The organism is Streptomyces sp. NPDC058240, from assembly GCF_042882135.1.
Taxonomy (GTDB): Bacteria; Actinomycetota; Actinomycetes; order Streptomycetales; family Streptomycetaceae; genus Streptomyces.
In genome coordinates, this window is sequence record NZ_JBHVWT010000016.1 from 71,735 (window position 1) to 97,765 (window position 26,031).

Annotated in this window: 25 protein-coding genes and 1 pseudogene; 14 read left to right on the plus strand and 12 right to left on the minus strand. The window is 71.3% G+C overall.

All coding sequences use genetic code 11. From position 1 onward, the window contains the following. Window positions 1-134: 134 nt before the first annotated feature. Entirely contained in the window at window positions 135-920 is a 786-nt protein-coding gene (gene nagB, locus ACFVX4_RS24105; protein WP_389980697.1) for a glucosamine-6-phosphate deaminase, read from the minus strand. Window positions 921-1,118: 198 nt separating this feature from the next. Between nagB and ACFVX4_RS24110 the strand changes: the two genes are divergently transcribed. Continuing rightward, window positions 1,119-2,189: an SIS domain-containing protein gene (locus ACFVX4_RS24110; protein WP_266414487.1), complete on the plus strand. Its 1,071-nt coding sequence runs from the start codon at window positions 1,119-1,121 to the stop codon at window positions 2,187-2,189. 364 nt (window positions 2,190-2,553) lie between these two features. Beyond that, window positions 2,554-4,020 carry a sensor histidine kinase gene (locus ACFVX4_RS24115; RefSeq protein WP_389980813.1) on the plus strand — a complete coding sequence of 489 codons (1,467 nt, stop codon included), beginning with the start codon at window positions 2,554-2,556 and terminating at the stop codon, window positions 4,018-4,020. A 219-nt stretch (window positions 4,021-4,239) separates the two neighbouring features. On the opposite strand, the gene ACFVX4_RS24120 is transcribed toward ACFVX4_RS24115, so the two are convergent. Both ACFVX4_RS24120 and ACFVX4_RS24125 read right to left on the minus strand, forming a co-directional pair. Beyond that, window positions 4,240-4,497 carry a WhiB family transcriptional regulator gene (locus ACFVX4_RS24120; protein ID WP_003953983.1) on the minus strand — a complete coding sequence of 86 codons (258 nt, stop codon included), beginning with the start codon at window positions 4,495-4,497 and terminating at the stop codon, window positions 4,240-4,242. Window positions 4,498-4,816: 319 nt separating this feature from the next. After that, window positions 4,817-5,785: a diacylglycerol/lipid kinase family protein gene (locus ACFVX4_RS24125; protein WP_389980699.1), complete on the minus strand. Its 969-nt coding sequence runs from the start codon at window positions 5,783-5,785 to the stop codon at window positions 4,817-4,819. Between the two features lie 162 nt (window positions 5,786-5,947). On the opposite strand from ACFVX4_RS24125, the gene ACFVX4_RS24130 reads away from it, so the two are divergent. Then, window positions 5,948-6,403, plus strand: coding sequence for a hypothetical protein (locus ACFVX4_RS24130; protein ID WP_385552345.1), 456 nt, complete (start codon window positions 5,948-5,950; stop codon window positions 6,401-6,403). Window positions 6,404-6,493: 90 nt separating this feature from the next. Here ACFVX4_RS24130 and ACFVX4_RS24135 read toward each other — a convergent pair whose 3' ends face one another. The 3 genes from ACFVX4_RS24135 to ACFVX4_RS24145 all read right to left on the minus strand — a co-directional run bounded on the left by ACFVX4_RS24135 (window position 6,494) and on the right by ACFVX4_RS24145 (window position 8,348). Beyond that, a complete protein-coding gene (locus tag ACFVX4_RS24135) occupies window positions 6,494-7,447 on the minus strand; it encodes an RNA polymerase sigma factor SigF (RefSeq protein WP_371095424.1) in 954 nt (317 codons plus the stop codon). Beyond that, window positions 7,444-7,857, minus strand: coding sequence for an anti-sigma regulatory factor (locus ACFVX4_RS24140; RefSeq protein ID WP_389980701.1), 414 nt, complete (start codon window positions 7,855-7,857; stop codon window positions 7,444-7,446). Before ACFVX4_RS24140 ends, ACFVX4_RS24135 begins: the two co-directional genes overlap by 4 nt. A 230-nt stretch (window positions 7,858-8,087) precedes the next feature. After that, window positions 8,088-8,348 (minus strand): UBP-type zinc finger domain-containing protein, encoded by a 261-nt coding sequence (locus ACFVX4_RS24145; protein ID WP_385329345.1) that lies wholly within the window; start codon window positions 8,346-8,348, stop codon window positions 8,088-8,090. A 57-nt stretch (window positions 8,349-8,405) separates the two neighbouring features. Here ACFVX4_RS24145 and ACFVX4_RS24150 point away from each other — a divergent pair, with 57 nt between their 5' ends. Beyond that, window positions 8,406-10,010, plus strand: a complete 1,605-nt coding sequence (locus tag ACFVX4_RS24150; protein ID WP_389980703.1) for a Na+/H+ antiporter — start codon at window positions 8,406-8,408, stop codon at window positions 10,008-10,010. Here the strand turns inward: ACFVX4_RS24150 and ACFVX4_RS24155 are convergent. The 4 genes from ACFVX4_RS24155 to ACFVX4_RS24170 all read right to left on the minus strand — a co-directional run bounded on the left by ACFVX4_RS24155 (window position 9,983) and on the right by ACFVX4_RS24170 (window position 13,476). After that, entirely contained in the window at window positions 9,983-10,900 is a 918-nt protein-coding gene (locus ACFVX4_RS24155) for a 1-aminocyclopropane-1-carboxylate deaminase/D-cysteine desulfhydrase (protein ID WP_389980705.1), read from the minus strand. The genes ACFVX4_RS24150 and ACFVX4_RS24155 overlap by 28 nt on opposite strands. A gap of 33 nt (window positions 10,901-10,933) precedes the next feature. Beyond that, complete coding sequence (locus ACFVX4_RS24160; protein ID WP_389980707.1) at window positions 10,934-11,524, minus strand: N-acetylmuramoyl-L-alanine amidase; 591 nt, start codon at window positions 11,522-11,524, stop codon at window positions 10,934-10,936. Window positions 11,525-11,661: 137 nt separating this feature from the next. Further along, window positions 11,662-12,858 (minus strand): globin domain-containing protein, encoded by a 1,197-nt coding sequence (locus tag ACFVX4_RS24165; RefSeq protein WP_389980709.1) that lies wholly within the window; start codon window positions 12,856-12,858, stop codon window positions 11,662-11,664. 168 nt (window positions 12,859-13,026) lie between these two features. Further along, entirely contained in the window at window positions 13,027-13,476 is a 450-nt protein-coding gene (locus tag ACFVX4_RS24170; protein WP_389980711.1) for an RrF2 family transcriptional regulator, read from the minus strand. 176 nt (window positions 13,477-13,652) lie between these two features. Between ACFVX4_RS24170 and ACFVX4_RS24175 the strand changes: the two genes are divergently transcribed. From ACFVX4_RS24175 to ACFVX4_RS24185, 3 genes are all read left to right on the plus strand, one after another. Then, window positions 13,653-15,059, plus strand: coding sequence for a family 2B encapsulin nanocompartment shell protein (locus ACFVX4_RS24175; RefSeq protein WP_389980713.1), 1,407 nt, complete (start codon window positions 13,653-13,655; stop codon window positions 15,057-15,059). Window positions 15,060-15,081: 22 nt separating this feature from the next. Then, on the plus strand, window positions 15,082-16,260 hold the full coding sequence (locus ACFVX4_RS24180; protein ID WP_389980715.1) for a family 2 encapsulin nanocompartment cargo protein polyprenyl transferase: 1,179 nt from the start codon (window positions 15,082-15,084) through the stop codon (window positions 16,258-16,260). 151 nt (window positions 16,261-16,411) lie between these two features. Beyond that, on the plus strand, window positions 16,412-17,086 hold the full coding sequence (locus tag ACFVX4_RS24185; RefSeq protein ID WP_389980717.1) for a DUF6304 family protein: 675 nt from the start codon (window positions 16,412-16,414) through the stop codon (window positions 17,084-17,086). A 192-nt stretch (window positions 17,087-17,278) separates the two neighbouring features. Here ACFVX4_RS24185 and snpA read toward each other — a convergent pair whose 3' ends face one another. Beyond that, window positions 17,279-17,956, minus strand: a complete 678-nt coding sequence (snpA, locus tag ACFVX4_RS24190) for a snapalysin (RefSeq protein WP_266414460.1) — start codon at window positions 17,954-17,956, stop codon at window positions 17,279-17,281. Between the two features lie 244 nt (window positions 17,957-18,200). On the opposite strand from snpA, the gene ACFVX4_RS24195 reads away from it, so the two are divergent. From ACFVX4_RS24195 to ACFVX4_RS24220, 6 genes are all read left to right on the plus strand, one after another. Then, on the plus strand, window positions 18,201-19,160 hold the full coding sequence (locus tag ACFVX4_RS24195; protein ID WP_389980719.1) for a LysR family transcriptional regulator: 960 nt from the start codon (window positions 18,201-18,203) through the stop codon (window positions 19,158-19,160). An 85-nt stretch (window positions 19,161-19,245) separates the two neighbouring features. After that, a complete protein-coding gene (locus ACFVX4_RS24200; protein ID WP_389980815.1) occupies window positions 19,246-20,250 on the plus strand; it encodes a reductase in 1,005 nt (334 codons plus the stop codon). Window positions 20,251-20,454: 204 nt separating this feature from the next. After that, window positions 20,455-21,789 (plus strand): choice-of-anchor A family protein, encoded by a 1,335-nt coding sequence (locus tag ACFVX4_RS24205; RefSeq protein WP_389980721.1) that lies wholly within the window; start codon window positions 20,455-20,457, stop codon window positions 21,787-21,789. Window positions 21,790-21,798: 9 nt separating this feature from the next. After that, on the plus strand, window positions 21,799-22,158 hold the full coding sequence (locus tag ACFVX4_RS24210) for a DUF952 domain-containing protein (protein WP_389980723.1): 360 nt from the start codon (window positions 21,799-21,801) through the stop codon (window positions 22,156-22,158). Beyond that, window positions 22,155-23,081: an NAD(P)H-binding protein gene (locus ACFVX4_RS24215; protein ID WP_389980725.1), complete on the plus strand. Its 927-nt coding sequence runs from the start codon at window positions 22,155-22,157 to the stop codon at window positions 23,079-23,081. The genes ACFVX4_RS24210 and ACFVX4_RS24215 overlap by 4 nt, the downstream gene beginning before the upstream one ends. Window positions 23,082-23,124: 43 nt before the next feature. Continuing rightward, the gene (locus ACFVX4_RS24220) at window positions 23,125-23,748 is read left to right on the plus strand and encodes a nucleotidyltransferase domain-containing protein (RefSeq protein WP_389980727.1); all 624 of its coding nucleotides are present in this window, start codon (window positions 23,125-23,127) and stop codon (window positions 23,746-23,748) included. Window positions 23,749-23,763: 15 nt separating this feature from the next. Here the strand turns inward: ACFVX4_RS24220 and ACFVX4_RS24225 are convergent, their stop codons facing one another. Next, on the minus strand, window positions 23,764-24,375 hold the full coding sequence (locus tag ACFVX4_RS24225; RefSeq protein ID WP_389980729.1) for a TetR/AcrR family transcriptional regulator: 612 nt from the start codon (window positions 24,373-24,375) through the stop codon (window positions 23,764-23,766). A 101-nt stretch (window positions 24,376-24,476) separates the two neighbouring features. Here ACFVX4_RS24225 and ACFVX4_RS24230 point away from each other — a divergent pair. Further along, window positions 24,477-25,950 (plus strand): annotated as a pseudogene (locus ACFVX4_RS24230) (MFS transporter). Window positions 25,951-26,031 lie beyond the last annotated feature (81 nt).

A 26,031-nucleotide genomic window follows, 5' to 3' on the forward strand; every position in this document is an offset into this window, starting at 1 on the left:
ACCGGGGGGGGGGGGGGGGGGGGGGGGGGGGGGGGGGGGGGGACAGCACACCCCCCCTGGGGGCGGGGGAGGGGGGGGGGGGGGCGGGGACACCCACCGGGGGCCCCCCGGCCCTCTCTACGTGTCCGGGACGGCTACAGCCCCTGCCACGACGGCTTAGCCGCGTACGTGGCGCGGAAGTAGTCCGCCAGCTTCAGCTTCGACGCCGCGGCCTCGTCCACCACCACTGTCGCGTGCGGATGCAGCTGGAGCGCCGACGCGGGCACGATCGAGGCGACCGGCCCCTCCACCGTCTGTGCCACGGCGTCCGCCTTGCCCTCGCCGGTGGCCAGCAGGATCGGGTGACGGGACTCCAGGATGGTGCCGATGCCCTGGGTGATCACGTGGTGCGGCACCTGCGCGATGTCGTTGTCGAAGAAGCGCGCGTTGTCGATCCGGGTCTGCTCGGTCAGCGTCTTGATCCGGGTACGGGAGGCGAGCGAGGAGCACGGCTCGTTGAAGCCGATGTGCCCGTCGGTGCCGATGCCGAGGAGCTGCAGATCCACCCCGCCGGCCTCGGCGAGTGCCTGGTCGTACGCCAGGCAGGCCGCCCGGACGTCCTCGGCGGAGCCGTCGGGGCCCATGAAGGACGCCTCGGACAGGCCGAGCGGTTCGACGACCTCGCGCAGCACCACGGAGCGGTAGGACTCGGGGTGGCCCGCGGGTAGCCCGACGTACTCGTCGAGCTGGCAGATGCGGGCGCGCGAGGCGTCGACGGCACCGGAGCGGACCTTGGCCGCCAGCGCCTGGTAGATGGGCAGCGGGGTCGAGCCGGTGGCAACGCCGAGAAGGGCGTCGGGCTTGCGGCTCAGGAGGGTGCCGATGGCCTCCGCGATGAGTTCGCCGCCTGCCTTGGCGTCCGGGACGATGACAACTTCCACGCGGGGCCTGCCGATCTGAAGAGTTGAGTCAGGTGGTATAGACCAATCGGTCTCCAATCTAGCAGACCCCGGCAACGCGGGCACGGGGGATGTGCCCGTCCCGGACGCGGTCCGCTGGCGGCCGTCCGGTCCTGCGTGGTCGACTGGTCCGGACGGCGCTGCCGCGACGCACCGGGACCCCGCTGGGAGGCACTCGACATGTCCGCCACATCTCCGGCCGAGGAGAGCGAGCAGCCGGGCCGGATCATGTCCGGCGAGATGGCCGAGCAGCCCGCGATGCTCCGGCGCATCCTCGACCGGGGCGCCCCCGGGATCCGCGAGGTGGCCGCCGCCGTCGCGGCGAGGAAGCCGCGCTTCGTCCTGCTCACCGCCCGGGGCACCTCGGACAACGCCGCGCTGTACGCCAAGTACCTGCTGGAGATCCGGCTCGGCCTGCCCTGCGGTCTCGCCTCGATGTCGACCACCACCGCGTACGGTGCGAAGCCGGACCTCAGGGACGTCCTCGTCATCACCGTCAGCCAGTCCGGCGGCTCGCCCGACCTGGTGGCCTCCACCAGGGCGGCGCGCGAGGCCGGCGCCATCACCCTGGCCGTCACCAACAACCGGGACTCGCCGCTGTCCGCCGTCTCCGAGTACCACATCGACATCCTGGCCGGCCCGGAGAAGGCCCTCCCGGCCACCAAGACGTACACGGCGTCACTCCTGTCCCTCTACCTCTTCGTGGAGGGGCTGGCCGGCGGCGACGGCTCGGCGGCCGAGGTCCTGCCGGAGCGGGCCGAGGAGATCCTGGCCCGCAAGGACGAGGTCAGGGCCCTGGCGTCGCGCTACCGCTTCGCCGAGCGCATGGTCATCACCTCCCGCGGCTACGGCTACCCCACCGCCAAGGAAGCCGCCCTGAAGCTGATGGAGACCAGTTACATCCCGGCTCTCTCGTACTCGGGCGCCGACCTGCTGCACGGCCCGCTCGCCATGGTCGACAACATCTCCCCGGTGATCGCCGTGGTCACCGACGGCCGGGGCGGCGAGGCGCTCCAGCCGGTCCTGGACCGGCTGCGCGGACGCGGCGCGGACCTCTTCGTGGTCGGCCCGAAGGCCCAGGTGGAGGCGGCGTCCGCGGGCTTCGTACTGCCGACGGCCGGGGTCGCCGAGGAGCTCCAGCCGGTCCTGGAGATCCTGCCGCTGCAGATGCTGGCGTACGAGGTGACGATCGCCCGGGGTCAGGACCCGGACGCGCCCCGCGCCCTGGCCAAGGTCACCGAGACCCGCTGAACGCGGCGAACGGCCCCGGGAACACCCGCGGGCCACGGCGCCGGGACGGGACCCTCGGCCCGTCCGGCACCGCAGCCCGGAGTAAGACCGGCCATCACGGACGGTCTGCTCGGCCGGCGGTGTGCGGTGCCCCCGGCCGGGGAGAGGTACCGACGCGGTCAGGGCAGAGAGCGCGGTACCTCGATCCGCCCTCCTGTGCGGGGAGAGCGGAAGATCTGTCTTCAGCATTGTGGACTAGACCATTCGCCCGTGTCCATCCATAGGAGAGCCGCAATTTTCCGGCCTCCTCCCCTTGCACGCGCGGCCAGGTCGTTCGGTTCGGAACCATTGCCCATCCGCGGGTACGCTCGCACACGTGCCCTCCATGAACGACCTCGTCCGCCAGCACACAGCCCTCAGCGACACCGACCTGGAGTGGCTGCATCTGCTGGTCTCGGAGTGGCAGCTGCTCTCCGACCTGTCCTTCGCCGACCTCGTGCTCTGGGTTCCCACCCGCGACGGCACCCGCTATGTGTCCGTGGCACAGATGCGCCCCAACACCGGCCCCACCTCCTACCAGGACGACATGGTCGGGCACCTGGTGCCGCGCGGCCGGCGTCCACTGCTGGACGCGGCGCTGGACGAGGGCCGGATCGTGCGCGAGGGCGACCCGGAGTGGCGCGAGGAGGTGCCGGTACGGGTCGAGTCGATCCCCGTACGCAGGGAGGGCCGGGTCCTCGGGGTCATCGCCCGCAACACCAACCTCCTCACCGTCCGGACCCCGTCCAGGCTGGAGCTCACCTACCTCCAGTCGGCCTCCGACCTGGCCCAGATGATCGCCGCCGGGTCCTTCCCCTTCCCCGGCCAGCAGGTCGACATGGACGCCTCGCCGCGCGTCGGCGACGGGCTGATCCGGCTCGACGCCGACGGAGTCGTCCAGTACGCCAGCCCCAACGGCCTGTCCGCGTACCACCGGCTCGGCCTCGCCTCCGACCTGGTCGGCCAGCACCTGGGCGGGATCACCGCCGAACTCGCCCCTTCCCGGGGCCCGGTGGACGAGGCCCTGGTCAAGCTGGCCAGCGGCTACGCGCCCAGGGAGTTCGAAGTCGAGTGCGCGGGCGGGGTGATCCAGCTCCGGGCGATCCCGCTCAAGCCCAAGGGCGTCCGCATCGGCTCCCTGGTCCTGCTCCGGGACGTCACCGAACTCCGCCGTCGCGAACGTGAGTTGATCACCAAGGACGCCACCATCCGGGAGATCCACCACCGGGTGAAGAACAACCTCCAGACCGTTGCCGCCCTGTTGCGGCTCCAGGCCCGGCGGATGGACTCCGTACGGGGCCGCGAGGCGCTCAACGAGGCGGTACGGCGCGTCGGTTCGATCGCCATCGTCCATGAGACGCTGTCCCAGAATCTGGACGAGCGGGTGGAGTTCGACGAGATCGCCGACCGCGTCATCGCGATGGTCGCCGAGATCTCACCGGGCAAGGTCACCTGCCGCCGGACGGGACGCTTCGGCATCCTCGACGCCGAAGTGGCCACGCCGCTGGCGATGGTGCTCACGGAAGTCCTGCAGAACGCCCTGGAACACGCTTTCACGCCCGCCGAGTCCGGCACGGTGGAGGTGTCCGCGGTGCGCGGCGGCTCCTCCGCCGGGACGCGGCTGCTGATCACGGTCCAGGACGACGGATGCGGCCTGCCCGAGGGATTCGACCCGCAGCGCGCCGGCAATCTGGGGCTGCAGATCGTCCGGACGCTGGTGGAAGGCGAGTTGGGCGGAACCTTCGGCATGGTCCCGGCCCCCGAGCGCGGCACCCAGGTCGTGCTCGACATCCCGGTCCGGTCCGAGAAGTAGCCCTTCGGGTCCGCCTGCTCGTCCGTTCGCCCGCGTGGACGGACGGGCGGCGGCATGAACGCGGCCATGAACACAGCAGTGAGCCCGGACCGTTGTCACGGTCCGGGCTCACTGTTCATGCATGCGCTTCGGGGGTACTGCGCGCTGCGACTCGGGGGGCGGGGTTGTGCGTACGCTCTGTACGCGCCGCCTGGCCGAGGCTCGTAGCGGTGGCGTCGGTCAGGCGCTGGCGTTACGCGCCCGGTTGCGAGCGGCACGGCGCTTCATCGCGCGGCGCTCGTCCTCGCTGAGGCCACCCCAGACGCCGGAGTCCTGGCCGGACTCGAGCGCCCACTGCAGGCACTGCTCCATGACGGGGCAGCGACGGCAGACGGCCTTGGCTTCCTCGATCTGCAGCAGCGCAGGACCGGTGTTGCCGATGGGGAAGAACAGCTCGGGGTCTTCCTCACGACAAACGGCGTTGTGACGCCAGTCCATGGCTGCTACCTCTCCTTGGTATTACATACTGTTGCTTGTGAATGTGAACGCTTTCACGAATCCCCCCGCGGATGACGGGCCGACGCCCAGATGAACTGGTTGTGGTCCTGTGCAGTGAGGAGGGGTTCTGGCTTTCAGTGGAGGCTGGTGTTGCGGGCCGTCCCGATCGCCATGTAGAGATTCGCAAACCTCAGCGGCGGATACAACCCCTTCTGGAAACTTTTTTTTGATTCCTCGGTGTCGACTAGGTCACAGCCGTACTTCTATGGGGTGGAGCCCAGCCCAAACGTTCGAGTTAAAGGACTTTGGTCCCTTCCACTCACACAATCACACGCAGTGCACGGCGTACGCCTGTGAACGTCACACTTGTGCGCACTCCCAGGTGGTCGCCGTCCATCTGGAAAGGTAGTGGCACCTTTGAATGCAAGGTGAAGTCCGTGAGGTCATGAAGTGAAACGGCGTGCTTGCCGGACGGGCCTTTCTCCGGGCTCGAAGTGAGCAACTGGGTGCCGTAACGAGCGACCGCCGGAGTGGAGAGCCGCTTCAGTCCGAGCACGTCCAGGCCGGTGTCGAAAGTGGCCTTCGGGGACGCGTACAACGGACGATTGCCCAGGTAGGACCAGGGTGCGGTATTGGAGATTATGGACAGAGCCAGGTCGGTGACCGGTTCCTGCCCGGGGGTCTCCAGGGTCATCACGCCCTGTCTGCGGTGCGGCTCGTCGAGGAATTGCCGGACCACCTGGCGTACATAGAGCGCGTGCGTGGAACGCTTGCCGCGTTCGCGTTGCTGTTCGACCCGGCCGACCACGCCCGCGTCGAATCCGAGTCCGGCACAGAAGGTGAACCAGCGCTCCGGGACCGACTCGTCCTCGGTGCCGGGGGTGCCGGCCGCCAGTCCGAGGCCGACCGTGCGTTCGGTCCGGTTGGCGAGCGCGTCCAGGATCGCGCCGGTCGCCTCCACCGCGTCGTTGGGCAGGCCCAGGGCGCGCGCGAAGACATTGGTGGAGCCGCCGGGAACCACCGCGAGGCTCGGCAGGCGATCCAGATCGGGGCCGTTGTGGAGGAGACCGTTGACGACCTCGTTGACCGTTCCGTCGCCGCCCAGGGCGACCACCAGATCGATGTCGTCGGCATCCGCGGCCCGCCGCCCCAGGTCCCGGGCGTGGCCCCGGTATTCCGTGGTCACGGCCTCCAGCTTCATCTCGCTGGCCAGCGCGTGGATGAGCACGTCACGCGTCCGCGCACTGGTGGTGGTAGCAGCTGGATTGACCACGAGGAGTGCGCGCATGACCGCCAGACTACCTACCGCGCGGTATCACTCTGAAGTCCCGCCCCATGACATTCACGCTCGGTGACGACCCGGGTGCTGCGGGGCGGGCCGGACGTCCGTTCCCGTAGCGATTCCGACCCCGGCTTCGCTTTCGCGGCGCCAGGATGCCAACCTGCAAGGGTGAGTACTCAGCAGAACACGCCCGCCTCGTCGCCCTCGCCGAGGCTCGAACCGGCGAAGCCGAGCAGGATCACTCTCGTTGCCGCACTCACCGCCCTGGAAGGGGCGGCGCTGGCCATCGGCGGGATCTACATGCTGGTCATGGGTCTGCTCGGACGCCCCGAGAGCCCGCAGCAGGCGGAGATGGGCGGCCTGACGCTGATCGCGCTCGCCCTGATCCCGTTGTTCGCCGCCCGTGGTCTGCTGCGGCGGCGCAGCTGGAGCCGCGGCCCCGCGCTCATCACGCAGATCATCGCGCTCCCGGTGGCCTGGACGCTGCTCAGGTCGCACGGCGTGCTGATCCCGGCCGGGATCGTTCTCGCCGCGGTGACGCTGACGGCGCTCTACCAGCTGGTCAGGCCGACGACCATCGAGGCACTCGGCATCCGCCGGCCGGGCACCACGCCGGAGGGCTGAGCCGACCGCCCGATGTCCGGGCGGAGCGGCACGGCGGCACCGGACGGCCGCGGGCACGGGAGGGCCCGCGCCCGCGAGCGGCCCTGCCCGCTACTCCTCGACGAGCAGCCGCTCGCGCAGCTGTGCGAGCGTGCGGGCCAGCAGCCGCGAGACGTGCATCTGCGAGATGCCGACCTCCTGCGCGATCTGCGACTGGGTCATGTTGCCGAAGAAGCGCAGCAGCAGAATCCGCTTCTCGCGCGGCGGCAGGTCCTCCAGCAGCGGCTTGAGCGACTCCCGGTACTCGACGCCCTCCAGCGCCTCGTCCTCGGAACCCAGCGTGTCCGCGACCGCGGGGGACTCGTCGTCCGTGTCCGGCACGTCCAGCGAGAGCGTGCTGTACGCGTTCGCCGATTCCAGGCCCTCCAGGACCTCTTCCTCGGAGATGCCCAGCCGCTCCGCCAGCTCGTGGACCGTCGGCGAGCGGCCGTGTTGCTGGGAGAGCTCGGCGGTGGCCGTGGTCAGCGAGAGCCGCAGCTCCTGGAGCCGGCGCGGCACCCGGACCGCCCAGCCCTTGTCGCGGAAGTGGCGCTTGATCTCGCCGACGACCGTCGGGGTCGCGTACGTCGAGAACTCGACGCCGCGGTCCGGGTCGAACCGGTCCACCGATTTGATGAGGCCGATCGTGGCGACCTGGGTCAGGTCGTCCAGCGGCTCGCCGCGATTGCGGAACCGGCGGGCCAGATGCTCCACGAGCGGCAGATGCATCCGCACCAGCCGATTGCGCAGCTCCGCCTTCTCGGGCGACCCGTCGGGCAGCGCGCGCAGTTCGATGAACAGCGCCCGCGCCCCGCTGCGGTCGTGTGGATCGTGGTGCCCGTGCTCGCTCATCTGGCCTGCCCGCTCCGCCTGCGACTGCTCCACCGCGACCGTACGGCCCACAGGCCCGTCCGCCCCGTCCACCGGATGGGGCAGGGCCTGCTGTTCCGGGATGCCTGCTGCGCGCACCACCCCTGGTCGCATCGTTTCGTCCCGCACAGGACCGTCCCCGTTCCCGTTGCTCACGCCGGCCCGGGTCCCGCGCCGCGCTGTTTGTAGAGGCTGATGCTGACCGTACGGTCTTCGGCCACCGAGGAGTCGACCTTCCCGGCCAGTGCGGAGAGCACCGTCCAGGCGAAGGTGTCGCGCTCCGGTGCCCGTCCGTCCGTCGTGGGGGCGGCCACCGTGACCTCGAGAGAATCCTCGACGAGCCGGAAGACGCAGCTGAGGACGGAGCCCGGCACGGCCTGCTGAAGCAGGATCGCGCAGGCCTCGTCGACCGCGATGCGAAGATCCTCGATCTCGTCGAGAGTGAAGTCCAAGCGTGCTGCGAGACCGGCCGTGGCCGTACGCAGCACCGACAGGTAGGCACCCGCAGCGGGCAGCCGGACCTCTACGAAGTCCTGATTCCCGGGCTCGCCTGCGATCTGGGACACCCTCACCTCCAAGGTGGCACAAACTCTTTCGAGGATCCGGGAAGGGTGCCCCGGAGCCATGTGGTACGTCTTCGGTTCTGGTCCGCGACGCTATCGTGACCCATGATGCCGTGTCGCCAGAGCCCCAGCCCATGGCTGTCACTCATGGTAAACCCATGAGTACACACAGTGGCTAGAGGTCTGCGGCGGTCAATTACGAACAACCGGCGCCGGTTTGACGTACCCAGACGTCAGACGATCGAACCGTCCTCGAAGCACCAGCGCCAGCTCTCGCCGGGCTCGAAGCTCCGCATCACCGGGTGACCGGTCTCCTTGTAGTGCCCCGTGGCGTGCTGCAGGGGCGACGAATCGCAGCAGCCGACATGGCCGCAGACCAGGCAGAGCCGCAGCTGCACGGGGTGGGTGCCGGCCGCGAGGCAGCCCGGACAGGTCCCGCTGAGCGGGGCCGGTTCGGGGCGCGGCAGTCCGGACACGTGAGGGCAGTCACTCATGATTGTCAGGTTACGACGGATGCGTGGACCGTGAAATGCGGATGCGAGGACCGTGGAATGGACGTATTGCCGCTGGTGGGACTGGTCGCGGTCAGTGCGGCGGTCGCGGGGGCGGCCCGCCGCACCCCGGTGCCGGCGCCGCTGCTGCTCGTCGCCGTGGGCCTGATCGCCTCCTATCTGCCCGGGGTGCCCACGTACACCCTGGACGCGCACGTCGTGCTGCCGCTGCTGCTGCCGCCGTTGCTCTACACGGCGGCCGTCGACAGCTCGTACCTCGATCTGCGGGCCAATCTCCGGCCGGTCGCGCTGCTCTCGGTCGGTTACGTCCTGTTCGCGACCGTCGCGGTCGGCTGGCTGGCGTACCGCCTGGTGCCCGACCTGCCGCTCACCGCCGCGCTGGTGCTCGGCGCGGTCGTCGCCCCGCCGGACGCGGTCACGGCCGCCGCGATCGCGCGCCGGGTCGGGCTGCCCGGCCGGGTCACGACGGTCCTGCAGGGCGAGTCCCTGGTGAACGACGCCACCGCGATCACCGCGTACAAGGTGGCGCTCGCAGCCGCCGTGGGCGAGGGCATCAGCTGGGGCGCGGGGATCGGCGAGTTCTTCCTCGCCGCGGTCGGCGGCGTCGTGGTCGGCCTGGCGCTGATGGTGCCGCTGCACTGGCTCCGCACCCACCTCAAAGAGGCGCTGCTGCAGAACACGCTGTCACTGCTGATCCCCTTCGTGGCGTACGCGGCGGCCGAACGCGTGCACGCCTCCGGGGTGCTCGCCGTGGTCGTCGTGGCGCTCTATCTGGGGCACCGGTCCTGGCAGGTGGACTTCGCGACCCGGCTCCAGGAGGCGGCAGTCTGGAAGATGGTCGCGTTCATCCTGGAGTCCGCGGTCTTCGCGCTGATCGGGCTCCAGCTGCCCTTCGTGCTGAAGGGGCTCGGCGCGTACGCCGTGGGCGAAGCCGCCCAGTACGCGGTGCTTGTGTTCCTCGCCGTGGTCGTGGTCCGCTTCATCTGGGTCTACCCGGCGACGTATCTGCCCCGGTGGCTGTCGAAACGGATCAGGGAACGCGAGCCCGACACCAACTGGACGGCGCCGCTGATCGTCGGCTGGGCCGGGATGCGCGGGGTCGTCTCGCTCGCCATCGCCTTCTCCATCCCGTTCGCCATGTCCGACGGGAGCCCCTTCCCGGCCCGCAACCTGGTGCTGTTCCTGACGTTCACCACCGTCATCGGCACCCTGGTCGTCCAGGGGCTCAGCCTGCCGCTGCTGGTGCGGGTCCTGAAACTGCCGGGGCGCGACGCGAAGGCCGAGACGCTGGCAGAGGCGCAGGCCCAGAGCGAGGCCTCCGCGGCCGCCGAGGCGCGGCTGGAGGAGCTGCTCGCCGATGAGCGCAACCAGCTGCCGGGACCCCTCGCCGACCGGCTGCGCACCGTTCTGGAGCGCCGCCGCAACGCCGTGTGGGAGCGACTGGGTGCGGCCAATCCGGTGACCGGGGAGTCGGCGGACGACACCTACCGGCGCCTGGCCAGGGAGATGATCGACGCCGAGCGCTCGGTCTTCGTGACGTTGCGGGACGAGCGGCGGATCGACGACGAGATGCTGCGGACGCTGCTCAGACGGCTCGACCTGGAGGAGGCGGCGGCCTACCGGGAGGAGTCGGACGCTCCTTGAGAGCCGCCCGTGACGACCGCCGCGACCGTGGTTCCCGGAGGGAACGCACCCTCCTCGGCCAGTTCGGTGAGCGCGTACAGCAGCTTGGCGACGTAGAGCCGCTCGACGGGCAGGCCGTGTCGCTGCTCGAAGTCGTCGGCGAAGGCGTGCAGGGCCGGGGTCGTACGGGCGTAGCCGCCGAAGTGGAAGCGTTCGTCCAGGGACCACGACCCGGCCGGGCCGCCGAAAGCCTCCTCCTGCAGTTCCCGCACCGCGTCCCCGAGGAAGCCGCCGCGCAGCACCGGGACGCCGAGCGCCCGCTGCCCCGGCGCGAGGCCTGCGGCGAGACCGGCCAGGGTGCCCCCGGTGCCGCAGGCCACCGCGACCACATCGGCCCGGCCACGCAACTCGCGCCCCAGCTCTGTACAGCCCTGTGCGGCCAGGGCGTTGCTGCCGCCCTCCGGGATGACACAACACTCCCCGAAGGCGCTCAGCAGCCCCGCCAGGACCTCTGGATCGCCCTTCGCGCGGTAGGTCGCGCGGTCCATGAAGTGCAGGGTCATCCCGTCGGCGGCGCACCGGGCGAGCGAGGGGTTCAGCGGGCGGCCGGCCAGCTCGTCACCGCGCACGACTCCGACGGTGGGGAAGCCGAGCAGCCGCCCGGCCGCGGCGGTGGCCCGCAGATGGTTGGAGTACGCGCCGCCGAAGGTCAGCACGGTGCGCCCGGCGGCGGCCCGCAGGTTGAGGGAGAGCTTTCGCCACTTGTTGCCGGGCAGGTCGGGGTGGATGAGATCGTCGCGCTTGAGCAGCAGCCGTACGCCGTGGCGTGCGAAGCGCTCGTCCTCGACCGGCCGCAGGGGCGAGGGGAGCACCGGCCGCAGCCGGGAGAGGTCGAGAGCTTCGGAGGGCATGCCGCAATTGTCGCCGGGCCGGGCGGGCACCGGTCACTTGAGGCGCTCGTGGATCCGGGATCGCATGGAGTCCATCGTGAAGCCGCGCGGGTCGACCTTGCCCGGCTGCCACTCCTTGTGGCCGATCACCGAGCGGGAGCCCCAGTCGTGGTGACGGCAGATCGCGGCGGCGGTCTTCTCGACGGCTTCGAGCTGGACGTCGGGCCAGGGGTCCTTGCCGTCGCCGAGGTTCTCGCACTCGAAGCCGTAGAAGTGCCTGTTCCCGTCGGTATTGGCCTCGTTGTCGCCCGGGAGGCGCTTCTCGGCGACGACGGCGCGCAGTACGTCGTCGTCGCCGAGTCCGGCGTGGTTGGCGCGGCCGTAGCCGACCAGATGGACCCGGCCGTCCTTGGCGATCACGCCGTGGCAGAGCGGGCCGGGCAGATCCGGGTAGCCGTCATGGCAGATGCGCACGGTGGACTCGGTGCCCTCGGTGACCGTGTGGTGGATCATCACGCCGTTGACCGGGCCCCAGGGGCCCTTGTCGTCGCGGTTGTGGGTACGCCAGTCGCCGACCTGGACGACGGTGAGCCCTTCGTTCATCAGGACTTCCAGGAACCTGCTCGCGGACATGGGGGAGGACATGGCCGTCTCCTTCGTGCGTGGGGGGAACCAGCCTTGATCCGCTTTTACCGGAATGTCGCTCTCCGGACCATCCCTTCGGCGGTTGTTCGGGCTGTGTGCGATCCGATCCGGTCAACTCCGCGAGCAGTGGGCCGGATTCAGTCCTGGGCCAGCCACATGTCGGGGCCGAACACCTCGTAGTGGATGTCGGTCGCCGGGATGCCCTTGGCCAGCAACTGGGTGCGTACGGCGCGCATGAAGGGCAGGGGGCCGCAGAGATAGGCATGGGTGCCGGGGGCGACGGCGAGGCCGCTCAGATCGACCTGGCCGGTGCGGTCGGCGGGGTGGCCGGTCTCGGGGTCCTCGTACCAGAAGTGGGCGGCGGCGTCGGGGAGTTTGCCGGTGAGCAGGGCGTGGTCGGTGCGCATCGCGTGGGTGGCGGGGGAGCGGTCGCCGTGCACGACGGTGACCGGGGCGCGGTGGCCGGTCGCCGCGAGGTGTTCCAGCATCGACAGCATCGGGGTGCAGCCGATGCCCGCGGAGGCGAGCAGGAGCGGTGCGTCGGTGGAGTCGAGCACGAGATCGCCGTACGGGGCGGAGACCCGCAGCACGTCACCGGCCGCCACCTCGGTGTGCAGATGGCGGGAGACCTCGCCGTCGGGCGAGCCGCCGCCGTGCACCCGCTTGACGGTGATCGAGCGGAGCCGCGAGCCGGGGGCGCAGGAGAGGCTGTACTGGCGTATCTGGCGGGCCCCGTCAGGGAGTTCCACCTGTACGGAGACGTACTGGCCGGGCCGGAAGGCGGGCGCGGGCGCTCCGTCGGCCGGGCGGAGCTGGAAGGTGGCGACGTCGGCGGTCTCCTCGATCCGGGCGGCCACCTCCCACTCGCGCCACACGTCGCCGGCGACGACGCCCTGCTGCGCGTACAGCCGCTCCTCGATCGAGATCAGGGCGCCGGCCATCAGCCAGTAGACCTCGTCCCAGGCGGCGGCGACCTCCGGGGTGACCGCGTCGCCGAGCACCTCGGCGATGGCGGCGAACAGGTGGGTGTGCACGACGTCGTACTGGGCGGCGTTGACGCCGAGCGAGGCGTGCTTGTGCGCGATCCGGCCGAGCATCACGTCGGGGCGGGTGTCCGGGTGCTCGATCAGCTGGCTCGCGAAGGCGGCGATGGAGCCCGCGAGGGCCTGCCGCTGGGCGCCGGACGCCTGGTTGCCGCGGTTGAAGAGGTCGCGCAGCAGTTCGGGGTGGGCGTCGAAGAGCTTGCGGTAGAAGAGATCGGCGATGTCTCCGACGGCCGCGCCCACGGCGGGGAGGGTGGCACGGACGGTGACGGTCGACGTCTCGGAGAGCATCGGGACTCCTTGGATGTTAATTGGTATTTGAGATTCGTATTTTTGGGCAGTGTGGAACCGGGCAGCGCGAAACCGGGTGGAGCGAGGTTGGGTGGAGCGAGGCCGGGCGTGGGGCCCGTGGTGTGGTCGGCGGCGGCTCAGAGCCTGTGGCTCTGAGCCGACAGGCTCTCAGCCGGTGTCCGGGCGGCCGCGGCTGATGCCGATCAGCAGCGGTCCGGTGGGGGATGCGACGAGTTCGGTGATGGTCAGCGGATCGAGGGCGGCGTAGAAGGCCTCCTCCGCGCGGCGCAGGGCGCCGCGCAGCCGGCAGGCCGAGCGCAGCGGGCAGGGGGTGGTGCCCTCGCAGTCGACGACGTCTCCGGGCCCTTCCAGCTCCCGGACGAGCCCGCCGATCGAGGCGGAACGGCCCGCTCCGGTGAGGCTGAGCCCGCCGCCGCGGCCCCGTCGCGCCTCGATGAGGCCGAGGTGCTGGAGCCTGGCGACGACCTTGGCGGCGTGGGTGTACGGCACCTGCATGGTGGCCGCCACCTCCCGGGTGGTCGGCGGGTCCTCGTTCTCCGCGACGGCGAGGCGCATCAGTACGCGCAGCGCCACGTCGGTGAATCTCGTCAGCCGCATGACAATCACCGTAGATAAGTTGCATCGAGGATGCAAATTAAAGTGTCGCGCGGGTATCGCTGTGCGTGGTGCCCAGCCCAAAGCCGATTAATCACACTCTTTTGTGTAATGGCGTGGGTGCTCTCCGTGCTGAAAGGCTTCTTCTCGCAGGTCAGCCGAAATCGAGAGGACCACAGATGTCCGTTGGTGAAGAGGTTCAGAACGCGTCGGTGCCGCCGCAGCAGAGTCTGGGGACGGCAGCGGCGCGGAACCTCGCGACGACCACCAAGTCCGCCCCGCAGATGCAGGAGATCACCTCGCGGTGGCTGCTGAAGATGCTGCCGTGGGTGCAGGTGCAAGGTGGTACCTACCGGGTGAACCGCAGGCTGAGCTACTCGGTCGGGGACGGCAGGGTGACCTTTGTGCAGACCGGTGACCGGGTCGCGGTCATCCCCGCCGAGCTAGGAGAGCTCCCCGCCCTGCGGGACTTCGGCGACGAGGAGGTGCTGGACGAGCTCGCCCGGCGGTGCGAGCAGCGCGAGATCGCGGCGGGACAGGTACTGGCCGCGTCGGGGGACGCGGCGGACAGCGTCCACCTCCTGGCGCACGGCAAGGTCGAGAGGATCGGCACCGGCCCCTACGGGGACGAGACGGTGCTCGGGGTCCACGCCGACGGGGCCTACTTCGGGGACCAGGCCCTGGTCGACGGCGACGCCGTCTGGGAGTACACGGCCCGTGCCGTCACCGCCTGCACGGTGCTGACGCTGAGCCGGGCGGACGTGCTGAACCTCGCCGAGCGCGCGGACTCGCTCCGCGAACATCTCGACGGACTGCTCAGCATCCCGGAGCAGCGCACCAACAAGTACGGCGAGGCGGCGATCGACCTCTCCGCCGGCCATGTCGGCGAAGCCGTCGTCCCGCACACGTACGTCGACTACGACGCGGCGCCACGGGAGTACGAACTGAGCGTCGCCCAGACCGTGCTGAAGGTCCACAGCCGGGTCGCCGACCTCTACAACCAGCCGATGAACCAGACCGAGCAGCAGTTGCGGCTCACGGTCGAGGCGCTGCGCGAGCGCCAGGAGCACGAGCTGATCAACAACCGCGAGTTCGGGCTGCTCAACAACTGCGACTACGGGCAGCGCCTCCAGCCGCACGACGGTGTGCCCAGCCCCGACGACATGGACGAGCTGCTCTCGCGCCGCCGCGGCTCGAAGCTCTTCCTCGCCCACCCGAGGGCCATCGCCGCATTCGGCCGCGAGTGCAACAGGCGCGGCCTGGTGCCGGAGAGCGTCGACATCGGCGGACACCATGTGCCGGCCTGGCGGGGGGTGCCGATCTTCCCGTCCAACAAGATCCCGATCACCGACGCCCGGACCACGTCGATCATCTGCATGAGGACGGGTGAGGCCGAGCAGGGCGTCATCGGACTCCAGCAGTCCGGCATCCCCGACGAGATCGAGCCCAGCCTCTCGGTCCGTTTCATGGGGATCGACGAGCAGGCGATCATCTCCTACCTGGTGACGGCCTACTACTCCGCGGCCATCCTCGTGCCGGACGCCCTGGGCGTACTGGAAAACGTCGAGGTCAGCCGCTGGCGGTAGCCCCTCGGGGGCCCGGACGACGATGTCCGGGCCCCCGTCAACCTCCGCCACCGGGCAGCCGTGCCCGGGGCGGCCTCGGGAGGACGCCCCAGTGAAGACCCACCACGCACCCCAACCACCCACACCCCGGGCCCCGGGCGACAACGCCCCACCCGTCAGTGCCCCGACCGCCCCCGCGGCGCAGGGCCAGGAGGCCGAGGTCCTCCTGGAGCAGACCAGGGCCCTCGTGGATCCCCAACTGCGCGCCGCCGTCGAATCCCTGCCCGGATCGATCCGCCGCGTCGCGATGTACCACTTCGGCTGGCAGGAGGCCGACGGCAGCCCGTCCTCGGGACCGGCGGGCAAGGCGATCAGACCCGCACTGGTCCTCGCCGCCGCCCGCGCACTGGGCGGCGACCCGGCACAGGCGGTACGGGCAGCCGTCGCCGTGGAGCTGGCCCACAACTTCACCCTGCTGCACGACGACGTCATCGACGAGGACCGGACCCGTCGGCACCGGCCCACGGCCTGGGCGGTCTTCGGCATCCCCGACGCGGTCATCGCGGGCGACGCCATGCTCGCCCTCGCCCAGCGGCTGCTCGCCGAGGATCCGTCCCCGGCCGGGGCCCGTGCCTCGGCACGGCTCTCGACCTGCGTCATCGAGCTGTGCGCGGGCCAGCAGGCCGACTGCGCCTTCGAGGACCGGGGCCCAGACGAAGTCACGCTGGACGAGTGCCTGACCATGGCCACCGCCAAGACCGGCGCCCTGCTCGGCTGCGCCTGCGCGCTGGGTGCGTTGTACGCGGGCGCGGGGGAGCGGGCGGTCGGCGCGATGGACGGATTCGGCCGGGAGGCGGGCCTCGCCTTCCAGCTCATCGACGACCTGATCGGCATCTGGGGGGACCCGGCACGGACCGGGAAGCCGGTCGGGGCGGATCTCGTCGCCCACAAGAAGTCCCTCCCCGTAGTCGCCGCGTTGACCTCCGGCACCCCGGCGGCGGCCGAACTCGCCACGCTCTACCGGGGATCGATGAGCACACCCGGCGAGGTGAGCAGCGCCGCCGACGCCGTCGACCGGGCCGGCGGCCGGGACTGGGCGCAGATCGCCGCGGCGGACCGGATGGCCCGCGCGGTCCACCACCTGTCCCGGGCGGTCCCCGACCTGGCCGGTGCCGGCGACCTCCTGACCCTGGCGGAGTTCGTCACCCGCCGGACGCACTGAGAGCGGGGAGCGGAGAGCAGAGCACGGAGCCGAGAACGGTGAAGGGGGCGGAGGAAGGAGAACGGAACAAGGTGCCGAGGTCACAAGGCCCGTGAGCCGAAACGGAGGGCGAGAGGGCGACTGTCATGGGCACGGGCTACAGTCCGTGCCCATGACAGATGAGTCATGGGCAGGGTGGTACCGGGACCGACAGGGTTCCGACGCCGTCGTCCTCACCACCGACGGACAGCAACTACGCCTCCGGACAAGGGGCATCGACTTCGAGGGCGCGAGCTTCGACGGCCTCACCCCGGCCGATGGCACGCCACCGGCCGACGACCGGTTCACCCTGGTGGACGGTGCGCTGAGCGACTGCGTCCTGGAGTGGGACCTCCCGCTCCCGGTCATCTGGGAGGGAGCCGTCCACCAGGCCACGCTCAGTTGCCTGTTGTCGCTGCGCCGCCCCGATTCGTACCTCGGCCTGGAACTGCAGTTCGGCGGTGCGGCCTACACGTCCCATCGCGCCGAGAACGACTTCGCGTCCGCGCTCGCCACGATCCAGCGCGCCCTGCCGCCCGGCGTGCGCCTCCAGACCTGCATCGCCTGCGCCTTCTCGGACTACTTCCCGGCCCCGGCCGCGGTGCGCGGACTGTCCGGCGGCCTGGCATGCTTCCGGGGCGCCAAGGACGCCTACCGCGGGGCGGCAGGTGAGGGCGATGTCCTGGACCTGTGGGACCGGCGCACGGGATTCGTCCAGGAGATCTGGAGCTGCCGCGAGTACGAGCCCCGCCCGGAGCAGGGTGCCGGTACGGGGCACCGCGGCGCGTTCCCGTTGGAACACGCCTGATCGTCCCGGCCCCGGGCCGTGACCGACTGCCGGGTTCGGCCCGGCAGTCGGTCCGTGGGCCCGGCCCGGCCGGGAGGACGGCGTGGTGCCGTGCCACCTGACCCGTACCGCGTTCGGAAGCCGGTGGGCAGGGCGGAGGGGCCACCCCGTCCTACGAGGTGGCCCCGATGGTGCGACGCGTCCGGACCGGGGTCAGGAGGCGCTGCGCGCGAGTGCGGCCGCGAAGCCGTTCTGCCACAGGTAGTTGACCTGGCTGCGCTCGTTCGCGTCGGGATACGGGTTGGTGCAGGACGGGCCGGGGCCGCCGCCCGACATCAGCTCGCTGCACGGACCGGAGTAGTGGTCCGGAAGGCCGAGCACATGCCCGGTCTCGTGCGTGGTGACGCGGGTCGAGTCGTACTGCTGGTTCTGCGCGTAGTCCAGGAAGATGTATCCGTTGCCGTGCCCGTCGGTGCTCGCGTACGAGCCCCTGGAGTCATTGCCCTCGTAGTAGGTGAAGTCGGCGTTCGAGCCTTCCTGCAGCCGGACGCTGGAGACGGAGCTGTTCCAGATCTGCGCGCTGTTGGATATCTGGGTGCGGAAGCTCGGCGCGTTGGCGGTGCTGTAGACGACGGTGACCGACTGGGCGCCGGGGTTCGCCGCACGCTTCTTCGCCACGGACTTGGCGACCGCCTCGAAGAACGCCTTGTTCGCGGCGGCGTTCTCGTGCGACCCGGCGTAGGCGGTGTAGCCCGCCCGGACGTCCGACGTGGTGGTGACGGGTGCTGCGGCGGGGGCCGAGGAGGCGATCGCCGGTGCCGTGCCCAGCGCGGCCGCGAGGCCGAAGCCGAGGCCGACCACGGCCGACATGACGGTCCTGGGGTGTCTCATGGGGGGTCTCCTACCGTTACCGGTCCGATGAACCCGTCCGATGATCGGACTCGGACGGGTGCGGTACGGAGAGAGTGTCGGGGAGCGGAAGCCGTGGCGGATGATGTCAACCGGCGATAGCACCGAACTATCGCCAACTCCGGTACCGCCGTCGAAGAGTCCCACAACTCCAGGTGAATTAACGGACTTTGGTGCGATTGGGGAGTCTGGTGCGACAGCCGCCCGCCGCCCTACGCTCGACCGTATGGAGCTTGAGGTGAGACACCTCAGGGCGCTGTGCGCCATCGCGGATACGGGCAGCCTGCACCAAGCCGCCCGCAGGCTGGGCGTGAGCCAGCCCTCCCTGACCACCCAGCTGCGCCGGATCGAGAACACCCTGGGCGCCGAGCTGTTCCGCCGTGAACGGACCGGCTGCCGCCCGACGTTGCTCGGCCGTTCCGTTCTCAGCCGGGCCCGCCCCCTGGTCGACGGAATGACCGCGCTGGTCAGCGACGCGAAGGCGGAGGCGGATGCGGATGCGGTCCGGGCCTCCGGGCCCCGGCTGCGCATCGGCTGTACGGCGAGCCGGGTCATCGGCGGCTGGCTGCGCAGGCTGCGGCTCCGGCTGCCCGGTACGGACATCTCGCTGCGGGTCGACGTATCGGCCGGCGCACTGCTGCGCGATGTCGGGGCGGGCGGGCTCGACGTCGCCTTCGTGCACGAGGTCGAGGGCTGCCCGCTGGCCGTCCCCGACGGCCTGGAACAGCGCGTACTCCTGGACCGCGAACCGCAGTTCATCTCCATGGCCCGGGACCACCCGGCCGCCGCCCGCCCCGTGGTCGACCTCGTCGACCTGGCGGCCGACCGGTGGATGGTCGACCCCACGGTGGACGGCGAATGGGACGGGCTGCGCCGGGTGTTCGGCGAGGCCGGCCTGGCACCGACCGTCCTGCACGGCGACTACCTCACCGCCGCCTCCCTCGTCGTGCTCGGCGAGGCGGTCGCCCCCTGCCAGCCCACCTCCGGACCGCGCGACGACATGGCGATCCGCCCGCTGCGCGACGACCCCCTCGCCGTACGGCTGCTGCTGGTGTCCCGGCCGGGCACCGACACGGCCACGGTGTACGGGGAGTTGGAGGCGGCCTACCGGGAGGCGGCCCGGCGCGCGGCCGGGTACCACCAGTGGCTGCTGCGCAACCGCAGCCCGCTGGCCCGCACGCCGTGAGGGACCGGTTCCCGATTCCGCCGAGAGCGAGGACCGGTTCCCACCGGGCCGCCCGGCGGGCAGAGTCGGTCCCATGAGGCTTCTGATGCTGGGTGGTACGGAATTCGTGGGGCGCGCCGTCACCGAGGCGGCGCTGGCGCGCGGCTGGGACGTCACGGTGTTCCACCGCGGCCGGCACGCACCCCCGCCGGGCGTGACGGAACTCCTCGGCGACCGCACCACCGAGGACGGCCTCGCGGCCCTGGCCGGATCCGGCGAGGGCCCCGGCGGGTACGCCTGGGACCTGGTGGTCGACACCTGGAGCGGTGCCCCCTCGGCCGTACGGGACGCGGCCCGTCTGCTGGCCGGCCGGGCCGCCCGGTACGCCTATGTCTCCAGCCGCTCCGTGTACGACTCCCCGGCCCCGGCCGGTCTGCCGGAGGAGGGCCCGGTGGTGTCCGGCGCCTCGCCCGACGCGGGCGGGGACGTCTCGTACCCCCTGGCCAAACGCGGCGGCGAACTGGCCGCGCTCGACGCCTTCGGCGACCGGGCCCTCCTCGCCCGCGCGGGGCTGATCCTGGGTCCCTGGGAGAACATCGGCAGACTGCCCTGGTGGCTGCTGCGGATCGCCCGCGGAGGACCCGTACTGGCCCCGGGCACACCGGATCTGATGCTTCAGTACATCGACGCCCGCGACCTCGCGAACTGGCTGCTGGACGCGGCCGGCAGCGGTCTGCACGGGCCGTACAACCTGGTCAGCCGCTCGGGCCACGCCACCATGGGGCAACTGCTGGACGCCTGCGTACGGGCCACCGGCTCCGACGCGGCACTGCGCTGGACGCCCGCGGAGAAGATCCTCGCGGCGGGTGTGGAGCCGTGGACCGATCTGCCGGTCTGGCTGCCGCCGGGCGAGCTGTACGACACGATCCACGGGGGTGACGTCGGCAAGGCGTACGCGACCGGCCTGCGCTGCCGCCCGGTCGAGGAGACGGTCGCCGACACCTGGAAGTGGCTGGAGGAGCTGGGCGGGAAGCCCCCGCAGCGACCGGACCGGCCCGCGGTCGGCCTGGACCCGCGCGTGGAGGCCGAACTCCTGGCGGACTCGGCCTGACGCACCGCCGGACACCATGGGCACGCTGCCGGGGACGGCCCGGCGCGCGCTCGCACGCACGGGCGTACCCGGTCGCGGCCCCGTGTATCCGGGTGCATAGGGCTCGATCCGGGCGTGGCATTCCTGTCACTTGGTACACAAAGCTGCATATTGCCCCTTATGGCAACACAAGTGCGGAGGCGCGGCAAAGGTATCCGAGCGGCGGTGGCCACGGCGGCAGCCGCGGCCATGGTGGGCACGACGGCGTCCATCGCTCTCGCCGACCCGCTGCCCGGCGGGCTCGGCCCGTGTCTGGGCAGCGACTGCCCGACGACCTGGCTCGATCCGAACAACGGGCCCGTCACCCATCACGACAGCAACATCAACATCTTCGTCGGCGGCGACTTCCTGGTCCGGGAGGCCGCCGCCGAGGCCGAGGGGAAGATCGTCACCCTCGGACAGTTCGACATGAACAAGCGCGAAGGCGCCTCGCAGATCTACAACGTCGGCGTGGCGGGCGTGGGCTCCCGGGTGCCGCCCCCCAACGGCTCCGACCATCTGACCGTGGGCGGGGACCTGACCGTCGCGAACGGGCAGCGGCTGCTCGCCGAGGAGGGAGCGAACCACGGTGTGGTCAAGTACGCCCGGAACGTCGGCGGAACGGTGATCCCGGCCCCGGTCCGCGACCCGGCCGCCACGGACCCGTACACGGCGCTGCGCGACCAGCTGACCGCGGCCAGCCACTGTTACGCGTACGACGACAACCAGGACCACCGCCGTCCCGCCACGGGCGCCGTGGTGAACTCCGGTTTCGAGACCGTCTTCACCGGTGACGGCACTTCGCCCCTCCAGGTCTTCGCCGTGGACGCGGATGTGGTGTCGGCGCAGGGCGGCCAGCAGGGCATCTCGTTCAACGCCATCCCGGACGGTGCGACGGTGCTCGTCAACGTCTACGGGAGCAGCCGCAACATCAACACGCTGATGGGCTCGCTGCCGCAGGCCGGACTCCGCGAGCACCTGCTGTGGAACTTCCCGGACGCCACCGAGGTCGGGCTGCACGGCACCGGTCAGTTCCAGGGCAGCGTGCTGATCGGCCAGCAGTCGAGTACGGCCACCTTGGACATGAGCGGCACCAACGGCCGCTTCTGCACCGCCGGTTCACTGACCCACACGTCGGCGGGCGAGTCGGGCGGCCAGGAGCTGCACGCCTACCCCTTCGACGGGGACCTGCCGACCTGCGGCGAGGAGCCGACGGACACGCCGACCCCGACTCCGACGGACACGCCCACGCCGACCCCGACCCCGACCCCGATCCCGACTCCGACGGACACCCCCACCCACACGCCGGGGCCGAAGCCCACGCCGACCCACACCTGGCCGCACAAGCCCGACGAGCTCGACGAGCCCGGCACCTGGCCGCACAAGCCCCATCCCGGAGGGGAGCTCCCGCACACGGGTGCGCACGGCGGTGAGTGGATTCTCGGCGGGATCGCCGCCGTTCTGCTCGTGGCCGGATCGGCGGCCACGCTGATGGCCCGCAGGGCGCGTCGACGCGGCTAGTTTTGGCCCATGGCCGAACTGCTGCTGCACCTCACCGAAGGCCCCCTGTGGGAGGCGGCCCGCGGGATCGGGACGTACGAGATGTCCACCCGCGGCCGCACCCTGCACGAAGAGGGCTTCATCCACTGCTCGCTGCCGCACCAGCTCACCGGCGTGGCCGAGATGCTGTACGGCGCCGGGAGCGGGGCCGGGACCGGCGACCAGGAACTCGTGGTCCTCGTCATCGATCCCGACCGGCTCCCGGTGTCCGTACGGTACGAGTCCGTCGCGCCCGGCGGCGAGGAGTTCCCGCACATCTACGGCCCCGTCCCGGTGGACGCGGTCGTGGAGGTGCGGCCCTGGCCACGCAAGGAAGGTGACCCCGCATGAACAACCCACCCCCCACCGTCCCGGAAAATCCGGGCGCCCCCATCGTCGCGGTCACCGGCGCGAGCGGAGCCGTCGGCGGCCGTGTCGCCCGGCGCCTGGCGCGCGCCGGAGTGCCCGTGCGGCTCCTCGGGCGCGACCCGTCCCGGCTGCCCGAACTGCCCGGCGCCGTCGCCGCCCCGCCCGCCCCGTACGGCGACGGGGAGGCCATGCGCCGTGCCCTGGCCGGGGCGCACACGCTGTTCCTCGTCTCGGCGCACGAGAGCCCGGACCGGGTGCGCGAGCACATGACGGCCGTGGACGCGGCGGTCGCCGTGGGCGTCGAACGCATCGTGTACGTCTCCTTCCTGGGCGCGGCACCCGACGCCACGTTCACCTTCGCCCGGGACCACTGGCACACCGAGGCGCACATCCGGGCCGCCGATGTCCGCTACACCTTTCTCCGCGACAGCCTGTATCTCGCCGGGATCCCGGCCATGACCGGCGCCGACGGGGTGCTGCGCGGCCCCGGCGGCGACGGCCGGGTGGCGGCGGTGGCGCACGACGACATCGCGGACGTCGCGATCGCCGTCCTGCTGGCCGACACCGAGAGTGCCGACACCCGCTACGACGGGATCACCTACGATCTGACGGGCCCCGAGGCGTTCACCCTCGCCGAGGCTGCCGAGGAGCTCGGCAGGGTCACCGGCCGGACCATCACCTACGTGGCGGAGACCCGTGAGGAGGCCTACGCCTCCCGGGCGCAGTACGGTGCCGAGGACTGGGAGGTGGTCGGCTGGGTGACGTCGTACGAGGCCATCGCCACCGGCGAGATGGCCACGGTCTCGGACGCCGTGCCGGACCTCACCGGCCATCCGGCGACGAGCCTGGCCACCTTCCTGAGGGAGCATCCGGACAGCTACCGGCATCTGCTGAAGACGGACTGACCCCACAGCGGGCGGTGCCGGAGAGGGAAAGGGGCCTGCGGCCATGCGTACGGAAACTCCGTGGGGTCCCTGGGATCCGCCCCCGCCGGACGAGGCCGCCCGCCTCTTCGCGCCGTTGCGCGTCCCCTGGTGGATCGCCGGGGGATACGCGGTCGAATTCGCCGTGGGCCACACCTTCCGGGACCACGGCGACATCGACGTGCTCCTGCTCCGCCGCGACCAGCTCGCCGCCCAGCGTCTCCTGGCGGGCTGGGAGTGGTGGGCCGCGGACCCGCCCGGCACCCTGCGTCCCTGGCTCGCCGGCGAGGTGCTGCCGCCGTACGTGCACGACATCTGGTGCCGCCCGGGGCCCGACGAACCCTGGCGCGTCCAGCTCATGCTCGACGACGCGGAGGGCGACGACTGGCTGTTCCGCCGCGATCCCCGCATCCGCCTGCCGCTCGACCGGCTCGGCCGCGTCTCCGGGGACGGCGTTCCGTACCTCTGCCCCGAGGTACAGCTCCTGTACAAGGCCGGGTCCCCGCGCCCCAAGGACGAGGAGGACTTCGCGAAGGCGCTGCCGGTCCTCACCGCGGACCAGCGCGCCTGGCTGACCGCGACCATCACCCTGGCCCAGGGCGCCGGGCACCCGTGGGCGGTCCGTCTGCGCGCCCACCCGGCGGGCTGACGGGGCGGCCTGCCGTCAGCTCACGTACGCGCCCGACCGTGCCGCCGCCTCGGCGGCCTCGGCGGCACGGTCGGCCGCCGCTTCGTCGAGCGGGTCGCCGCTGGCCAGCAACCGGTAGTAGAGCGGTGCCGATACGGCGCGGATCACCTCGTCCGGGTCCGTCCCCGCGGGCAGTTCCCCGCGCTCGACGGCCTCGGTGACACAGCCGGACCACTCCTTGATGCGGATCGCGTAGAACCGGTGCAGCGCCTCGGCCGTGCGCGGGTCGCAGGTGGCCGCGGCGATCACGGACTTGAAGAGCGCGCCCTGCCGCGGGTCGGAGAGGGTCGTGACCACCAGCCGCGCGTTGGCCCTGAGGTCCTCGGCCAGGGAACCCGTGGCCGTACGGGGCGAGGACTGCTCGGCCATGTCGTCGAGCAGGTCCGCGATCAGACCGGTGGGGGTGGACCAGCGCCGGTAGACGGTCGTCTTGCCGACCTCCGCCCGGCGCGCGACATCGGCGAGGTCCAGGCGGTCGAAGCCGTGCTCGGCCAGGGCGTCGCCCGCCGCGCGCAGGACCGATTCGCGGACCCGGGCGGTACGCCCACCGGGCCGGACGCTGCCCGGCTCCACACCCTCAGAAGCCATAACGGGTCTCCAGTTCCATTAGTAACTCTTCCTCTGCTACGGTGACTCCACCTTAACGGAACTCAAGCCCCGTTAAAACCTCTCCCTGAGGAAGACCCATCATGTCCGCACCCAGTCACGCCCCGTCGGATACGACCGGCCTCGCCGCTCCCGCCGTTTCCCCGTCGAAGACCCGCATGACCGGACGGCAGAAGCTCGTCCTCGCACTCCTCCTCGGCGCCCAGTTCATGATCGCCGTGGACTTCTCGATCCTGAACGTCGCACTGCCCGTCGTCGGTGAGGGGCTCGCCTTCTCCCTCTCCCACCTTCAGTGGATCGCCACCGCGTTCGCGCTCGCCGCCGCCGGCTTCACGCTCCTCTTCGGCCGGATCGCCGACCTCGTCGGCCGCAAGCGGCTGTTCCTCGTCGGCATGGCCGTCCTCGGCCTCTCCTCCGCCCTCGGCGGGCTCGCCACCTCGCCCGAAGTGCTGCTCGTGGCACGGGTGCTGCAGGGACTCGCCACGGCGGCCGTCACCCCGGCCGGACTCGCGCTGCTGACCACCGCCTTCAAGGAGGGCCCGCTGCGCGAACGCGCCCTGGGTCTCAACGGGGCGCTGATGTCCGCCGGATTCACCGCCGGCGCCATCCTCGGCGGCCTGCTCACCGATCTGCTCTCCTGGCGCTGGGCGTTCTTCATCAATGTGCCCGTGGCCGCCCTGGTGGTCGCCCTCGCCCCGTCCGTCATCACCGACGCGCGGCCCGCCGGGCGCCCCCGGCTCGACATCCCCGGCGCCGTGACCGTCACCGGCGGCCTGCTGCTGCTCGTCCACGGTCTGACGCAGGCCGGCGAGTCCGGCTGGACCACGCCCACCACCCTGGCCGCACTCCTCGCGGGGCTTGCGCTGCTCATCGCCTTCCGGGCCGTCGAGAAGAGGGCCGCGGCGCCGCTGGTCCCCGTACACATCCTGAAGCGGCGCAGCGTCATCTGGGGCAACACCGCGGGCCTGATCGCCTTCGTCACCGAGACTTCGCTGGTCTTCCTGCTCACCCTCTATCTCCAGGAAGTCCTCGGCTACTCACCGCTCGCCACCGGCCTCGCCTTCGGCGTCCTGGGCATCGGCACCGTGATCGGCGGCACGCTCGGCGGCCGTGCCGTCGGCCGGTTCGGGAGCCGTACGACCATCGTCACCGGCGGAGTCGTCCAGGCCGTCGCGACCCTCTCCCTGGTGGCGCTCGGAACGTCGGGGGAGTGGATCACGCTTCTGCTGGTGGCCACCTTCGTCGGTGGCATCGGCAACATGCTGATGATCGTCGGCTTCATGGTCACCGCGACCTCCGGACTCCCCGACGAGGAACAGGGGCTGGCCACCGGCCTCGCCACCATGACCCAGCAGGTCGGCATCACCATGGGCATCCCGGTCATGAGCGCCGTCGCCACCGCCCGGATGTCCCGCCCTCGGCGACACCGGCCCCGAAGGCGTCCTCTCGGGGGTCTCGGTCGCGATCCTGGTCAACTCGGCGCTGGTCCTGGCCGGTGCGCTGCTCGCGGGCGCCTTCCTCGGCCCACGACGTGCGAGGAGCGGCGCGCGGCGGTGACGGCGGGTGGAGCGCCCACCGCGCCACCCGCTCACCCTCGGCGCGGAGATGCCGGCCGGATCCACCGGCTTCCGTCGGATC

Bases quoted from the DNA above. Each gene is read 5' to 3' on its own strand.
- ACFVX4_RS24110 (WP_266414487.1), top strand. From the start codon at position 1,119: ATGTCCGCCACATCTCCGGCCGAGGAGAGCGAGCAGCCGGGCCGGATC.
- ACFVX4_RS24115 (WP_389980813.1), top strand. From the start codon at position 2,554: ATGAACGACCTCGTCCGCCAGCACACAGCCCTCAGCGACACCGACCTG.
- ACFVX4_RS24120 (WP_003953983.1), bottom strand. From the start codon at position 4,497: ATGGACTGGCGTCACAACGCCGTTTGTCGTGAGGAAGACCCCGAGCTG.
- ACFVX4_RS24125 (WP_389980699.1), bottom strand. From the start codon at position 5,785: ATGCGCGCACTCCTCGTGGTCAATCCAGCTGCTACCACCACCAGTGCG.
- ACFVX4_RS24145 (WP_385329345.1), bottom strand. From the start codon at position 8,348: ATGAGTGACTGCCCTCACGTGTCCGGACTGCCGCGCCCCGAACCGGCC.
- ACFVX4_RS24150 (WP_389980703.1), top strand. From the start codon at position 8,406: ATGGACGTATTGCCGCTGGTGGGACTGGTCGCGGTCAGTGCGGCGGTC.
- ACFVX4_RS24155 (WP_389980705.1), bottom strand. From the start codon at position 10,900: ATGCCCTCCGAAGCTCTCGACCTCTCCCGGCTGCGGCCGGTGCTCCCC.
- ACFVX4_RS24160 (WP_389980707.1), bottom strand. From the start codon at position 11,524: ATGTCCTCCCCCATGTCCGCGAGCAGGTTCCTGGAAGTCCTGATGAAC.
- ACFVX4_RS24165 (WP_389980709.1), bottom strand. From the start codon at position 12,858: ATGCTCTCCGAGACGTCGACCGTCACCGTCCGTGCCACCCTCCCCGCC.
- ACFVX4_RS24170 (WP_389980711.1), bottom strand. From the start codon at position 13,476: ATGCGGCTGACGAGATTCACCGACGTGGCGCTGCGCGTACTGATGCGC.
- ACFVX4_RS24175 (WP_389980713.1), top strand. From the start codon at position 13,653: ATGTCCGTTGGTGAAGAGGTTCAGAACGCGTCGGTGCCGCCGCAGCAG.
- ACFVX4_RS24180 (WP_389980715.1), top strand. From the start codon at position 15,082: ATGTCCGGGCCCCCGTCAACCTCCGCCACCGGGCAGCCGTGCCCGGGG.
- ACFVX4_RS24185 (WP_389980717.1), top strand. From the start codon at position 16,412: ATGACAGATGAGTCATGGGCAGGGTGGTACCGGGACCGACAGGGTTCC.
- snpA (WP_266414460.1), bottom strand. From the start codon at position 17,956: ATGAGACACCCCAGGACCGTCATGTCGGCCGTGGTCGGCCTCGGCTTC.
- ACFVX4_RS24195 (WP_389980719.1), top strand. From the start codon at position 18,201: ATGGAGCTTGAGGTGAGACACCTCAGGGCGCTGTGCGCCATCGCGGAT.
- ACFVX4_RS24200 (WP_389980815.1), top strand. From the start codon at position 19,246: ATGCTGGGTGGTACGGAATTCGTGGGGCGCGCCGTCACCGAGGCGGCG.
- ACFVX4_RS24210 (WP_389980723.1), top strand. From the start codon at position 21,799: ATGGCCGAACTGCTGCTGCACCTCACCGAAGGCCCCCTGTGGGAGGCG.
- ACFVX4_RS24215 (WP_389980725.1), top strand. From the start codon at position 22,155: ATGAACAACCCACCCCCCACCGTCCCGGAAAATCCGGGCGCCCCCATC.
- ACFVX4_RS24220 (WP_389980727.1), top strand. From the start codon at position 23,125: ATGCGTACGGAAACTCCGTGGGGTCCCTGGGATCCGCCCCCGCCGGAC.
- ACFVX4_RS24225 (WP_389980729.1), bottom strand. From the start codon at position 24,375: ATGGCTTCTGAGGGTGTGGAGCCGGGCAGCGTCCGGCCCGGTGGGCGT.